The sequence below is a fragment of the Paenibacillus castaneae genome, from assembly GCF_002884445.1.
GTDB classification, from domain to species: domain Bacteria; phylum Bacillota; class Bacilli; order Paenibacillales; family Paenibacillaceae; genus Pristimantibacillus; species Pristimantibacillus castaneae.
Genome location: NZ_KZ614144.1, coordinates 3,995,218 through 4,010,996, shown reverse-complemented (window position 1 = coordinate 4,010,996; position 15,779 = coordinate 3,995,218). Strand labels below are relative to the sequence as shown.

7 protein-coding genes are annotated in these 15,779 nt (G+C 47.0%); all 7 read left to right on the top strand.

What is annotated here, in order from left to right; all coding sequences use genetic code 11:
- The first annotated feature begins 49 nt into the window (after positions 1-49).
- The 7 genes from CEF13_RS18290 to CEF13_RS18260 all read left to right on the top strand — a co-directional run bounded on the left by CEF13_RS18290 (position 50) and on the right by CEF13_RS18260 (position 15,774).
- Positions 50-4,432 (top strand): beta-L-arabinofuranosidase domain-containing protein, encoded by a 4,383-nt coding sequence (locus CEF13_RS18290; protein WP_102712721.1) that lies wholly within the window; start codon positions 50-52, stop codon positions 4,430-4,432.
- Positions 4,433-4,508: 76 nt separating this feature from the next.
- Positions 4,509-9,014, top strand: coding sequence for a PA14 domain-containing protein (locus tag CEF13_RS18285; RefSeq protein WP_102712719.1), 4,506 nt, complete (start codon positions 4,509-4,511; stop codon positions 9,012-9,014).
- Positions 9,015-9,206: 192 nt separating this feature from the next.
- Complete coding sequence (locus CEF13_RS18280; RefSeq protein ID WP_102712717.1) at positions 9,207-10,742, top strand: sugar ABC transporter ATP-binding protein; 1,536 nt, start codon at positions 9,207-9,209, stop codon at positions 10,740-10,742.
- On the top strand, positions 10,714-11,724 hold the full coding sequence (locus CEF13_RS18275) for an ABC transporter permease (RefSeq protein WP_102712715.1): 1,011 nt from the start codon (positions 10,714-10,716) through the stop codon (positions 11,722-11,724). The genes CEF13_RS18280 and CEF13_RS18275 overlap by 29 nt, the downstream gene beginning before the upstream one ends.
- Positions 11,721-12,749, top strand: coding sequence for a galactofuranose ABC transporter, permease protein YjfF (gene yjfF, locus CEF13_RS18270; protein ID WP_102712713.1), 1,029 nt, complete (start codon positions 11,721-11,723; stop codon positions 12,747-12,749). The genes CEF13_RS18275 and yjfF overlap by 4 nt, the downstream gene beginning before the upstream one ends.
- A 70-nt stretch (positions 12,750-12,819) precedes the next feature.
- Positions 12,820-13,869 carry an ABC transporter substrate-binding protein gene (locus CEF13_RS18265; protein WP_102712711.1) on the top strand — a complete coding sequence of 350 codons (1,050 nt, stop codon included), beginning with the start codon at positions 12,820-12,822 and terminating at the stop codon, positions 13,867-13,869.
- Positions 13,870-13,983: 114 nt separating this feature from the next.
- The gene (locus CEF13_RS18260; protein WP_102712709.1) at positions 13,984-15,774 is read left to right on the top strand and encodes a cache domain-containing sensor histidine kinase; all 1,791 of its coding nucleotides are present in this window, start codon (positions 13,984-13,986) and stop codon (positions 15,772-15,774) included.
- Positions 15,775-15,779 lie beyond the last annotated feature (5 nt).

The window sequence follows — 15,779 nt, the reverse complement described above, 5'->3', positions numbered from 1 at the left end:
TCAACCAGCGCTAGCGAAAGTTTGATACGAGTCTGAAGGAGGAAGCAAGATGAGATTCAGCGCTTTGCTGAAGTCAATGATAACCATGCTGCTTATCATCACCATGTATATAGGCGCATTTCTGCCCGCTGTCCATGTAGAGGCTTCCGCGGCGGCGGAGCCTGGGTTTTTCGAGGATCATTTCAATCGTTCGATTATTAATGAAAATTGGAATGTCATCGACGGAATATGGTGGAATGCAAATGGCAAGCTTGCCGTAAAGAGCGGCTCTGGCTCCAAAGCATTAGTCAAGGATACGGAGCTGCAGGACGGGAGTATCGAGGCTGACATTAGCTTTGCTAATCGTAACGGAGATGCGGGATTATTGATCCGAACCGTTAGTGCAACACCGGGTGGAGATAACGTAAAGGGATATTATGCAGGCATTTCTGCACAAGGAACCGGCAGTGTATTTCTAGGGCGGATGGATAACAAATGGACGGAGCTGAAACGTACACAGGTTGCAGTTAATCCAAACGTCGCTTATCGGTTTAAAGTTAGTGCAGTAGGCTCGCAAATCAAATTTTATCTCAATGATAAGCTTGTTTTGGAGCAATCGGATACGACATACACCAATGGACAGGTGGGGGTAAGGATTTATCAATCAGAGCCTACTTACGATAATTTCATTGTATCTGATCAACAGAATACCGTTCAGTTCTCTGATTCGTTTGATCAGTCATCAGAAGCAGTTGCTTTGCCCAATTGGCAAGTCAACAAAGGCGATTGGAATTTGCAAGAAGGCGGAATTACGGTTAATGCTGGTTCTAATCATTCGCTGCTTGTGAAAAATACCGTTTTTAAAGATTTTACAGCAGAGACGGATGTAAAGCTTCCGACTGCGGCGGGATCTGCTGGAATATTGTTCCGAAGTCAGGACGGTGAGCAAGGAAAGCCTATTCAAGGCTACTATGCGGGACTCGCAGGGGACGGCAGTCTTATTCTCCGTCGATTAAGCAAGGAATGGACGGATTTAAAAACGGTTAAAGCTTTGGATTCAGTTGCAGCAGGACAATATTATCAATTGAAGGTTGTTACCTATGGCAACGGAATTCAGGTATACCTGGACGATATGCATAAGCCGGCTCTACAATACAACGACGAAAGCGCGGGTAAATTCACAACGGGCGGCGTTGGCTTATGGGCGGATGAGACACAAGCCACTTTCGATCATTTTATTGCCAGTGATTATGCCGTCCCGATTGAAAAGTTTAAAGAGCCGGCAAAGAACAAAGATCCGCTTCTGCAAACGCCATTCGTGCCGCTGCCGTTAGGCTCCGTCAAGGCGGAAGGCTGGCTGCTGAAGCAGCTGGAGCTCATGAAGGAAGGAGCAACCGGGTATGCGGAGGATTTATACAGCGAATTAAGTACGAATTCGGAATGGCTGGGAGGTACAGCACCAGACTCCAACTGGGAACGGCCGATTTATTATGTGAAGGGCTTAGTTGCGCTTGCTTATACGCTCGAAGATCCGGACCTCATTGCCAAATCACAGAAATGGGTCAATTGGATGCTGAAGAGCCAGCGGGATGATGGTTTCTTCGGCCCTGCCAGCGATAATGACTGGTGGCCGCGGATGGTAGCTATTTATGTATTAAAAGACTATTACGAGGCGACAGATGACGAACGAGTCATTCCTTTCTTAACGAACTATTTCAAATACCAGTTAAACAACTTGGATCAGCGTCCTTTAATGAATTGGGGACAAATTCGCAGCGGTGACAATTTGAATGTCGTCCTATGGCTTTACAATCGAACAGGAGATGACTTCCTTCTGCAATTGGCAGAGAAGCTGCATGCACAAGGCACCGATGCGACGGATGTTTTTACGAATAATCATTTTCTCACAGCCGCTAAGAGCAATGCTGCTGATTTCTACACGCAGCATACGGTCAATGTCAATCAATCAATTAAAACACCAGCTATTTATTATCAATTATCAAAAAATGAAGTTGATAAAAATGCTTTCCAAGCTGGAGTTCAACATTTGGATGAGACGCATAACCAAATTACGGGCATTAATTCAGGTACGGAAATGCTGGCCGGACTTGCATCGACGCAAGGGGTCGAGCTTTGCGCCATCGTGGAGCGGGTACATAGCGATGCAGTTGCTGCCATGATTACCGGTGATCCGAGGATCGGAGATGCTCTTGAGAAGCTTACATTCAATTCCCTTCCCGGGGCGATGAGCAAGGACCTTAAGACGCACCAGTACTATTCTTTGCCAAATCAAGTGCAGAGCGGGCTAACTGATAATGGGTTTAAGCAAAATTATGACAATGGCACCGTACAGTCGCCTTTCTCTGGATTCCCTTGCTGTCGCTTCAATCTGCATATGGGCTGGCCATATTTTGTGAAGGATATGTGGGCAGGTACGGCAGACGGAGGGCTGGGTGTCATTGCATATGGACCTAGCCGCGTTTCGTCCAGAATCAAAGGCGCTGACATTACGGTGAAGGAAACGACGAATTATCCGTTTGAGGATGAAATCCGCTTCACTATTGAAGAGGCGTCAGAGAGTGTGTCATTTCCGCTTAAGCTGCGCATTCCTGAGTGGGCGAACAATGCCGCTGTAACTGTTAATGGGCAGCAGCAAGCAGCAGTGAAATCCGGACAATATTACACTGTCGATCGCAAATGGCAACAAGGAGATACGGTCATATTGACTGTGCCGATGGAAATCAAAGCATCTACATGGGTCAATAATTCGATTGGCATTGAACGCGGACCACTCGTATTTTCTTTGAAAATCGATGAAAACTGGGTAGAGCAATCTAACCCCGCACCGCAGGTGAAGGTACAAGGCTTCAAGCAATATAGCATTGGTGCAGCATCACCGTGGAATTACGGATTAATGTTGGATCGTGACAATCCTGCTGCATCGATTAAGGTTGTTACGTCCCCAATGCCGGAAAACCCATTCTTGCAGGAGACTACCCCGATTAAGCTTATTGCTAAGGGGAAACGGATACCGTCATGGGGCAAAGCTCCTAACGGCGTCTCAGCTGCAGAGCCGCCCGTCGGTCCTGTATATTCAGCTGAAGCAACGGAGGATCTAACTCTAGTGCCATTCGGTGCAGAAAATTTGCGGGTAACCTATTTCCCAGAGGCATCGGGTGATGCAGCACTTCAACCGGCTAAGTATGAAGCCGAGAAGGCTCAGCTATTTAAAGCGGAAGTCCGCAGCAATAATGCGTATGCGTCAGGAAGGAGCTACGTAGGGGGAATGGATTACGCGGACAGCTATATCACATTTAATCAAGTGGAGGTTCCAACGGCTGGGACATACAAGATGTTTTTCTGGTACGCGCAAAACACGAATAATTATCAGCCTGCTGCCGCGAAAATTATTGTGAATGACGGTGAATCGCAGTCCGCACAGCTCGCAGGAACGATCAACTGGGGCAGATTTATGGCAACCAGCTTAGACATTGAGCTGAAGGCGGGTGTTAATTCCATTACATTCATGCGGGGTTCGGAACCAAATGCCGGCTTCTATGAGCTCGACTATATCGCTTTATCAGCTGTAAGCAAGCCAGAAGTTGAACCTTCCAAGCAGCCAAGCGCTGCACTGACTGGCGCGGCAAGCGTGCGAAGCGGTCAAGCGTTTGACCTTGCTTTCGGCGTGAGCAATGTTACGGACAACGAATTTCAAAGCATCTATGCCCAAGACATAACCGTAACCTTCGATCCGAGCAAGCTCAGCTTCCGTGGCGCAGCCTCCCTTAGGGAAGGACTGAGCGTGCTGGAGCCGAAAGAGCTGGAGCCGGGTAAATACCGTATTCTCGCTTTCGGCGAAGGCAAGGGGTTATCGCCGAACGATGATTGGCTGAAGCTGTCATTCCAGTCCGGAATGCTAGATGAAGCAGGAGAGACATTCATAACGATAACCGACAGTACACTCGCGAGCGGCCAAGGGAAAGAACTTTCGATAAACGATGCTAAGCATAGTCTGCTGATAACGATTGCACCTGCAGATAAGACCGCACTAAACGCAGCCATTGCTTCAGCGCAGAAGCTTCATGATGAAGCGGTGACCGGTACGCAGCCAGGACAATATCCTTTAGCGATCAAGCAAGCGCTGAAAGCGGCTATCGTCAAAGCTCAGCTGGTAGCTGAAGATGAGAATGCTTCTAAAGCACAAATTGAGTCGGCCCTTATTGCACTAAATGAAGCGGTTAATACATTCCGCTCAAGCGTCATTAAGGACATTGATGGGGATTTGAATCATGATAATAAAGTCACTATAGGCGATCTAGCAATTGTTGCAGCGGCCTATGGCATGACGAGCGAAGATTCCAATTGGGCTCAGTATATGAGGGCAGATCTCAATCATGACGGCAAAGTAGATATTGAGGATTTAGCGATGCTTGCTAGGTGGATTATCGGCTAAATGAACGTGGAGGAAGAGACATCTCTTCCTCCAATAGATTTAGGTTTGATATAAAGAGTTATTGGAGGTTCAATACATGTTGAAAAGAAGCAAAGCAATAAGCGCGTTAATGGCATTGTCAATGCTGTTCAGTCTAGCCGCATCAGCCCTCTCGTTCGCCCCTCGGGCTGCAGCCGCGGAAGGCGCAGATGTAACCCAATACCATGGTTTGAAAGCCGATTACTACATTGCGGGCGGACCGCCCAATTTCACCTATGGAGCATTTAAAGGTACGGGATATGATCCGAACTTAGATATTTCCGATCTTGAGCCGGCAATCAAAATGTTCACGGGCCAGGAAGATCGCGTCGGTATTAGATGGACGGGATATATCCAACCGGAATTTACGGAAAATTATACGTTCTACATTACTGGTGACAATGGCTTCCGCTTATGGATTGATAATAAGCTTACGATTGATCACTGGGTAGCCGACTGGGATAAGGAACAAACCTCACTGCCAGTCGCATTAACTGCAGGCCAGAAGTACAGCATCAAGCTTGAGTATTTCGAGGATACGGGCGGCTCCAATATACATATGCGCTGGTCCAGCCCAAGTCTATCGAAAAAAGCGGTTCCGACCGAAGCTTTTTATTTGCCGGAAGGATTTGCTCCCGCGGGTGCAGTTCTGGAGGATGGCCTGCATGCAGAGCTTCGATTCCAGCAATCTTTGAAGCCGGTTACCGCTGAGTTCATCAATCATTTTAAAGTGAGCATTGCAACAGGCAGCTTGTCGCTTGTTTCTGCAGCTCTGAAAGAAGACGATGATAAGGTCGTTGTAGTTAAGCTTCAAGAGCCGCTTTATTCCAGAGATATAGGCAATGTCAAAACGATTTATGACGGCAAGGGCGGTCTGGAAACGTTAGCGGGAGATGTCGTAGCGAGCTTCGATAAGCCGCTTATCAACGGATCGAAATACCAAATCATGTCCCCTTGGGCCGATGACGTAGACAGAGAGAATGTGCTGCCCGAATACCCAAGACCTCAATTTGCACGTGAGAATTGGATGAATTTGAACGGGGAGTGGGAATTTCAGGCGGCTAAGAAAGGGGAGGCAGTTCCTGTCGGCAAAGTGCTGAAGGAGAAAATACTCGTTCCCTTTGCAGCAGAAGCGAAGCTCTCGGGCATTAATCGCGTGGAGGATTTGATGTGGTATAAGCGATCCTTCACAGTTCCTGACAATTGGAACGGACAGCGCGTAAAGCTTAATTTCGGCGCTGTTGATTATATAGCCACGGTATATGTAAATGGACATTCGGTCGGAAACCATAAAGGTGGTTACACCTCGTTCAGCTTTGATATTACAGACTATCTTGTTCCGGGTGACAATGAGCTTATTGTGCATGTGCTCGATGAAACCGATCTGGGAGCAGATCAGCCTCTTGGCAAGCAAACGGTTAAAAAGCTTGGCGGCATCTGGTATACTTCCGTTTCTGGCATATGGCAGACGGTGTGGCTGGAGCCGGTAGCTGCAGCGCATATCGATAAACTGGATATGGTGACGGATATTCAGAACGGTTTGTTGAAATTGAATGTTGCCGGCACGGGCATTCAGGGGCAGAAGGTTGAAGCTGTCGCATTCGCAAATGGAAAAGCGGTAGGAACAGCAGAAGGAGCTGTAGGCTCGGAGTTAGCGGTTCCTGTTCCGAATGCGAGGCTTTGGTCTCCGGATGATCCGTTCTTGTATGATCTTAAGGTTTATTTGAAGGATGGAGTACAAACGGTTGATGAAGTTTCCAGCTACTTCGGTATGAGAGAAATTAAGCTGGGCAAAGTGGATGGAATAACGCGTCCGCTGTTAAACGGCAAATTTGTATTCCAGATGGGCCCGCTTGATCAAGGGTTTTGGCCTGACGGTATTTATACAGCACCTACCGATGAAGCCTTGAGATTCGATATCGAAGCGGTTAAGCGCGTCGGGATGAATACGATTCGCAAGCATATTAAAGTGGAGCCTGCCCGTTGGTATTATTGGGCGGATAAGCTCGGCGTGCTTGTATGGCAGGATATGCCGAGCCTTGAGGATCGGCAAGGAAATAAAGGTGCAGATATTACACAAGCTGCGAAGACGCAGTGGCTGAAAGAATACAAGGAAATGGTTGATCAGCTGCGCAGCGTTACGTCGATCATCGTATGGACGGTATTTAATGAAGGCTGGGGCCAATTCGACCAAGGCGGACAGCAGACGAGAGATGCTACGAGCTATGTGAAGGGGCTTGACTCGACTCGTCTTGTCAACAGTACGAGCGGCTGGTGGGATGCAGGTGCTGGAGATTTGCTCGATATACATCGTTATCCAGATCCTGGCGCTCCGAGTCCAAGTGATACGAGGGCAGCAGTTCTTGGTGAATACGGCGGTCTTGGCTTGCATGTGCCTGGGCATGAATGGAGCCCGCAAGTGTTCTCGTATCAATTAATGAAGAGCAAAGAGCAGCTTACCTCCACATACATTACGTATATAAACAGACTGAAGCAATTGAAGGATGCAGGCCTTAGCGCGGCTATTTATACGCAAATTACAGATGTGGAATATGAGATTAATGGGCTTCTCTCCTATGACCGCAAGGTGGAGAAGATGGATTTTGATCGAATTGCTGCGGCACATCGCGAGCTGATCGGCACCACGACGAAAGCGGATTTGCTGGTTGAAATTGCGAAAGCAGAAGCTTTCCTAAGCGCTGCGACGGCCGGAATTGGCGCTGGCGAATATAAGCAGCAAGTCATAGATGCTTTCAGGACTGTGCTTGAAACGGCTAATGCAGCAGCTCACGATGCGAATGCAGTATCTGCTGAAATACAAGCTGCGCTGCAATCCCTTAGAAATGCACGCGAGCAATTTTTCACGAGCGTCAATGATCCGATTCCTGCTGGCTCGCTTGTCGATCCATTCGACTCTAACCAATTAGATAAAGCATGGTCCATTTTTAAAGCGGATAACAGCAAATGGTCATTAACGCGTAAACCAGGCTTTTTGAGCTTGGATACATCAGTCGGCGATACATTTGAATCCAGTAATAATTTACCGAATATATTTCTAAAGGACGCGCCGTCTGGAGACTTCGTCTTTACGATTAAAGTAGAAGCGCCTGTACGTAAAAACTATCAACAGGCTGGTCTTTTCCTATGGCAAAATGAAGACAATTACGTTAAATTAGGCCATGTGTGGGATACGGACGGCTCGACAGGCAAAAGTCTGGAAACCGCATATGAGAAAAATGCTGTTTATGTAAAAGCGGCAAACATGGCAGTGCATCCCGGCTATGATACCTCTTATTTACAGATCAAAAAGGTTGGCAATGTCGTTTCGACTTACTATTGGGATGGAACAGCATGGAAGCCTGCGGCAGATCCCATGACTGTAAGCTTAAGCAATTTGAAGATCGGCTTCTATGGACTATCCTCTGGGGACCGAACTTCGATTCAAGCCAACTTCGATTACTTCTCAGTTGGGCCAGTAGAAATCGTCGATAAAGCTGCGCTTCAGGGTGCGGTTAAGGCTGCCGAAGGAAAGCTTGGCGCAGCGATTGCGGGAACTGAGCCGGGGCAATATCCGCAAGCGGCAATGGATGCATTCGCAGGAGCAATTGCGTCTGCCCAAGGCGTGCTCGCTAATGCAGCAGCGGATCAAGTAGCAGTAAATGCTGCAGCCGCAGCCTTGAACCAAGCGGTAACCGTCTTCGATGCCACGGTTATACCGACTTCTCCGGACGAACCGGCAGCAGTCATCAATGGCACGGATCAGGTGAAAGCAGGGCAATCCTTTGATCTAACGGTTGGACTTTCAGGCATAACAGCAGAGAAGTATCAAACGTTATATGCGGAAATGCTGATAATCAGCTTCGATCCTAACAAATTGGCTTTGACGAGCGCGACATCCTTGAAGGCGGGCTTCGGCATTATTGAACAGCAAACCATTGAGCCGGGCAAGATCCGCATTATTGCAGCTGGTCAAGGCAGCGCCGCAGCTGCTAATGAGCAGTGGCTCAAGCTGAGCTTCCTGGCTGTGGCGGCTGATGCGGCTGGTGCTTCCAGCACCGCAAATATAGCTGTAAGCGGTGTTGAAGTGGCGAATAGTGCTGGAGATGAACTGCAAGTAAAAGGAGCATCCCACACGGTTCAGATCATTACTCATGTAGATGTAACAGCATTGAATGAAGCGATTGCTGCAGCCGAAGCCATTTATAACGGAGCGGTTGTAGGCACGCAGCCTGGTCAATATCCGGCAGCTGCTAAAGCAGCGCTCGGTGCGGCCATTGTCAAAGCCAAAGAGGTTGCTGTTAATCCGAATGCTAGCACAGCTCAAGTAAGTGCGGCTATCGTACATTTGAACGCAGCAGTGGCTGCATTCCAAGCATCGGTATTATCAGGAGACCTAAATAATGATCAGCGGATAAGCATTGGCGATCTTGGCATCATAGCTGCGGCATACGGTAAAACAAGCGCAGATCCGAATTGGTCGCAATACAAGAGAGCGGATCTCAATGGCGACGGTAAAGTTGATATTGAAGATATTGCAATGCTTGCGAGATGGATTCTGGAGTAACGGCAAATTGCAAATAAGTCCCTCATAAAAAAAGAAGCAGACAGCCCCGCATGACGGGGTTGTTTGCCGTTTCATTAAAAGCTGCTCCCTCTTAAATGTCCGAATTGTTTAAAAAAAGACTTATATTTCTAAATACGTATGGATGCCGATTTTCCTACAATTGAAAGTGAACATGGAAAGAGGTGAGGATCAATGAGCACGGATTATGTGCTGCATATGAAAGGGATAAGCAAATCGTTTCCTGGTGTCAAAGCGCTGTCAAATGTTGATTTTGGCCTCAGGAAGGGCGAAATCCATGCCTTAATGGGGGAAAACGGAGCAGGAAAATCAACGCTGATTAAGACAGCTACCGGCGTATATGATTGGGATTCAGGAGAAGTAAGGCTGGCAGGGAGACCGATTGCCCCCAAATCCCCGTTAGAGGCGCAGCAGCTCGGCATCAGCACGGTGTATCAGGAGGTCAATTTATGCCCGAATCTGACCGTTGCAGAAAACATTTTTATTGGCCGTCATCCAAGGAAAAGAGGATTCATCCATTGGGATAAAATGTACGCGGACAGCGAGCGGCTGCTTGAGCGTCTTGATCTCTATATCGACGTGAAGCAGCCGTTGTCGCATTATTCGGTAGCTATTCAGCAGATGGTGGCAATAGCAAGAGCTGTCGATATTTCGAACGGAATTCTTATTTTGGATGAGCCGACCTCAAGCTTGGATGCCAATGAAGTAAAGCAGCTGTTCAAGGTGATGCGAAAGCTGAAGCAGGAAGGCATGGGTATCGTATTCGTTACTCATTTTCTTGATCAGGTATATGAAGTAACAGACCGCATTACGGTGCTGCGCAACGGGACGCTCGTTGGAGAATATGTAACCAGCGCTCTTTCGAAGACAGAGCTCGTGTCGCATATGATCGGGCGCGAATGGAGCACAGAGGAAACTGCTGGCATGAAAGCAGTAGAGCAAATTTCCAGAGACCTATTTCTGCAGGCGAGCACGCTTGGCAAGAGGGGCAGTATTTATCCGATTGATCTCCAAATTGGGAAAGGAGAGGTGCTGGGACTCGCGGGTCTTCTAGGCTCAGGCAGGACGGAAATCGCCAAGCTCATCTTCGGCATTGACAAGGCGGATGAGGGCATATTGACGATTGACGGCGAGCAAATATCGTCCATGTACCCGCAGAAAGCGATTCAGAAGGGCCTTGGCTTCACACCGGAGGATCGCAAGGTAGCGGGCATTGTGGGAGAGCTGACTATTCGTGAAAATATAGTGCTTGCGCTGCAAGCCCGCAAAGGCTTGTTCTCCTTCATTCCGCTGCGCAAGCAGAAGGAAATAGCGAATAAATATATCGAGCTGTTAAAAATCAAAACGCCCAGCGCAGAGCAAAAAATTGAAAACCTAAGCGGCGGCAATCAGCAAAAGGTTATTTTGGCCAGATGGCTTGCTACACAGCCAAAGCTGCTCATTCTGGACGAGCCGACGCGCGGCATCGATGTCGGGTCCAAGATGGAAATACGCAAGCTCATTCTAGAGCTGGCAGCTTCAGGTATTTCCATATTAATCATTTCCGCAGAGCTTGACGAAATTGTGCAATGCTGCAATCGGATTATCGTGCTGCGCGATCGCATCAAGATTGGTGAAGTGAGCGGTGCCAGCATGCGTGAGAACGTTATTATGGAAATGATTGCGAAGGGAGCGGAATTGTATGGCAAGCCTGGCGGGATTGGCGCGTAATTTAAGCAAACAGAAGATTATTTGGCCGATCCTCGCGATCGTTGTTTTATTTTTATTCAATTTGATTGTAATTCCAGATTTTTTCCGTATGGAGTGGAAGGACGGCCATTTATTCGGAAATTTAATCGATATTTTGAAAAACGGCTCCCCGCTTATCATTATCGCTATTGGCATGACTCTAGTCATTGCCAAAGAGGGCATCGATATTTCGGTCGGATCGGTGCTGGCCATCTCGGGAGCGCTAGCGGTATTTATGCTGAATGGCTATCCGCTTTGGGTTGTTGTTCTGGCAGGTATCGGAGCTGGCTTGTTATGCGGATTATGGAACGGTATGCTGGTCGCCATATTAGGTATTCAGCCAATGGTCGCCACATTAATTTTGCTTACAATCGGCCGCGGCATTGCTCAGCTTATTACGGGCGGGCAGGTGCTGACGACAAGCAATAAAGCGTTTCAGTTCATCGGAAAAGGACATTTGCTCGGTCTTCCATTCCCGTTGTTTCTAGCGATGGGTGTGTTTCTAATTGTGTATCTCTTCAAAACGCGCACCGCCTTCGGATTATTTCTTGAAGCAGCAGGCGGCAACAAGACGGCGAGCAGCTACGCGGGCATTCGTCCCAAGGTTATTTTCATGACGGCCTACACCATCACCGGCATCTGCGCAGGTATTGCGGGCATTATTATTAGCTCCAATATAGCAAGCGCTGATGCAAACAACGCAGGTCTCTGGATTGAGCTTGATGCCATACTAGCCGTAGTAATCGGGGGCACATCGATGCGTGGCGGGCGCTTTTACCTTGGCGGAACGATATTTGGCGCCTTATTCATCCAAAGTCTAACGACGACTATATATTCGTTAGGCGTAGAGCCTTCCAGTATTTTGCTCGTTAAAGCAGTAGTCGTCATTATCGTATGTTTGATTCAATCCGATTTGTTCCGCCAGTCATTCAAATTGGCCAAAAAGAAGGTGGCAGCATCATGAAAAAGGTATCGCTCAAAATTAGCCATAACAATATTATTGTTCTGGCGACGCTGCTGCTTTTATTTATTTTGTATGGATCAGGGGCTGCGCTTTATAAAGGTTTTTTCTCCATGCAGGTTTTCTTGAATCTATTTATTGACAACGCCTATCTCATTATTGTGGCAACGGGAATGGCATTTGTCATCATTAAGGGCGGTATCGATCTGTCTGTAGCTTCGGTCGTGGCCCTTATCAGCATGGTGTCCGCTGCATTGTTTCAGCAGGGGGCTAACGCTTTCGTAGTTATATTCGCTGCCCTGTTGATCGGCACGCTGTTTGGAGCGGGCCAAGGCTATTTAATTCAACGCTTTCAATTGCATCCTTGGATTGTAACGCTTGCGGGAATGTTCTTGGCCAGAGGGATCAGCTTTCTTATCAGTACGGAAAGCATCGTCATAAGCAACCCGACCTTCGTGCTGCTGTCCCAGCACAAAATTTATGTATGGGAAAAAAACTTTATCACAATAAGCGTACTCATTGCGTTAGCAGTAGTTATAGCTGCGATATTGATTGGCCGCTATTCGTCATTTGGCAGAGCGGTTTATGCCATAGGTGGCAGTGAGAAATCTGCGATATTAATGGGCTTGCCTGTTGCGAGAACGACCATTACGGTATACACGCTAAGCGGTTTATTTTCTGCTATTGGCGGCATCGTATTTACGTTTTATATGCTTTCGGGCTACTCGCTGCATTTGATGGGCATGGAGATGGATGCGATCGCGTCTTGTGTAATAGGCGGTATCTTGTTGACCGGCGGATTTGGCTATTTGATTGGACCGACGCTCGGTGTGCTGTGCACCGGTATTATCCAAACAATCATTATGTTCCAAGGTACGCTCAGCTCCTGGTGGACGAAAATTACAATTGGATTTTTATTGTTTCTGTTCATGGCATTTCAGCGAATTATTGTGATGAGAAAAGAAAAAAGCGCGCTTCCGGCATCCAAGAATAAACCGAATTTTGAAAATAAAGTCGTTAATTTGTAAATACAGAGCAATTGTAAAATTTGTATATTGAGTGTGTAGCTATTACAAGTAAGAAAGGGAGGAAGTTTGAATGAACAGAAAGAAGCCAGTTATCGTTACCATGCTAGCTGCGATTATGCTAATAAGCTTGATCGCTGGCTGCAGCAGCAACAAAAATAATGGGGGAAGTACTCCTGATGCTTCGAAAGCAACCAATAAGCCAAAGACAGAAAATACGGCAACGGAAGCACCTCCGGCCAATAAGAAGCTTGTTGTAGGCTTCGCGCAGATTGGTGCGGAAAGCGGCTGGCGTGATGCAGAAACGAATTCCGTTAAAGCAACGTTTGGCGATGATGCTAATTTTGAACTGAAGTTTTCCGATGCTCAGCAAAAGCAAGAAAATCAAATTAAGGCCATCCGTACTTTTATTGCACAAAAGGTTGATGCAATCGGTCTTGCGCCAGTCGTAGAATCAGGCTGGGAAACCGTATTGAAAGAAGCAAAGGATGCTAACATTCCGGTGTTCCTGCTAGATCGCGGCATTACAAAGGGCAATGAGGATCTGTATGTATCCTTCATCGGTTCCGACTTTATTCTTGAAGGCCAAAATGCGGCAAAATGGATGATCGAAGAATTCGGTGCAGGCGCTGAGGTCAATATTGTCCAATTGGAAGGAACAGTTGGTGCAAGTGCGGCGAATGATCGCAAGAAAGGCTTTGAAGATGCGATTGCTGGCGAGTCAGGCTATAAGATCGTATATTCACAAACAGGTGATTTCACTCGTGCCAAAGGAAAAGAGGTTATGGAGGCGTACTTGAAAAAGGACAAAAACATTCAAGTCGTTTACGCTCATAACGATGACATGGCACTAGGCGCCATTCAAGCGATCGAAGAAGCAGGCTTGAAGCCAGGCACAGATATTAAAATTATCGGTGTAGATGGAATAAAAGCAGCATTCGAAGCGATTGCAGAAGGTAAAATGAACGTCACTGTAGAATGTAATCCATTACTCGGGCCACAGCTAAAGCAAGCCATTCTGGATTACAAAGCAGGAACTGCTTTGGACAAATGGATTAAATCCGATGAGGATGTGTATGCCGGACAAAAAGCGATCGATGCGCTGCCTAATCGTCAATATTAATTGAATTTATGGAAGCAAGGAATATACGAAACTGCAAAAGAGATGTTCTTCTTTTGTAGTTTCGTTTTTCGCATTGAACTGAAATGAATACACTATTTCATGAGAACGGATTGGATGTCTATGCTTAGCGGTTTATTTGCGAATAGAAGTATCCGTTTCAAGCTTTTATTTTATTTTGTCATCATCACTTTATTTTCCATATTGGCGCTTAGCTTTCTGGGCAGCACGCTGTACAAAAATGCAATTGAAGAGGAAACGAATGCACACACGGTGCAAATGATGGAGCAGGTCAAAAATCATATTGAAGTGTACATAGAGGAAATGGATAACATTATTTATTACCTGTCGCAGGATTCGTCAGTTATTCAGTTTCTGGACTGGGAGAATACCGATTCATCCCCATTCTATTTATTGGATTATAAAGTGAGACAGCTGCAGGGGGTCTATATTGAGAAGCATGTAGAAATTGCGGGCGCCATGATTGTTAGCGAAAAGAAGCAGTTCGCCAGCAAAGGGCTGGAGCCAATAACAAGAGATGCTATGACGGATGAGCAGTGGTATAAGAAGGCCGTTCAAGAGCCGGATCATATCCATTTGTTTAGCCATCCGATCGGGAGAAATATTCGCGCAGAGCAAAATTTAAGCGCCGATCAGGTGCTATCGTTCGTGAGGGCCGTTAAGGATCCATTGACGGGTCGCGTCCTCGGGGTTATTCTGATCGACATGAAATTAGACATCATCCAAGATATTGTTGAATCAGCCTCGCTTGGCAAGAGCGGCTTTATATTCATTATGGACGAGAATGGGTTTGTTGTTTATTCGCCTGTCAATCCAATTGTATACCGCATATCGGGGGACTGGATGGAGGGCCGCTCGGGCAAAGTATTCCGCTACATCAATGAACTGGAATATCAGATGGTGTTTAATACTTTTCCTGAATTTGATTGGCGAATCGTTGGTGTATTTCCGCTTAAGGAATCGCTGCAGGTCGTCGCCGACATTCAATTTTATACGGTCATTATTGCGCTTGTCACGCTTCTTCTTGCTTTTATGGCATCCTGGTATTTCACCAATTCGATCGTTCGTCCCGTCGGCAAGCTGCGCAGTTTAATGAAAAAAGTCGAAGAAGGCGAGCTGCATCTGCGCTTTCCCAGCAAAACAAAAGACGAGATCGGACAGCTTGGCAACAGCTTTAATCATATGGTGCAGGAAATCGACAACTTGATTCACCTTGTGTATTTGGAGCAAAAAGAGAAGCGTGAGGCGGAGCTGAAAATATTGCAGGCGCAAATAAAGCCTCACTTTCTCTACAATACGCTCGATACGATTCAGTGGATGGCACAGGATCGAGACGCGGACGATATCGTCGACATCGTTGTTGCGTTGACCCATCTGTTCCGCATCAGTCTCAGCAAGGGGCGTGAAGTTATCCCGCTTAGCGAAGAAATCCAGCATGTGGAGAGCTACTTGATTATTCAAATGGCGAGATATGAAGATAAGCTGTCTTACGAAATCGATATTTCGCCTGAGATTGAGACGCAAAGTGTGCTCAAAATCATTTTGCAGCCGCTCGTTGAGAATGCGATCTATCATGGCATCAAGGAGAAGCTGACGAAAGGAAAAATTCGTATTTATGGATATCAGGAAGATAACAAGCTGGTGCTCGTTGTCGAGGATAATGGCATCGGCTTTGAGCCTGATCGATTAATGCAAATGAATGAATCCTTTCATGCCGTCAGGCAAAGCAGCGAAGATAGAGGTTATGGGTTATATAACGTGAACGAACGAATAAAGCTGTCTCATGGCTCAGGCTATGGTCTTAAAATTGAGAGCGAAAGAGGACGAGGCTCAAGAATCGTAGTCCGACTTCCGCTAATGCTCGGATCGCTTCGAATGGAAGGGTGAGAATC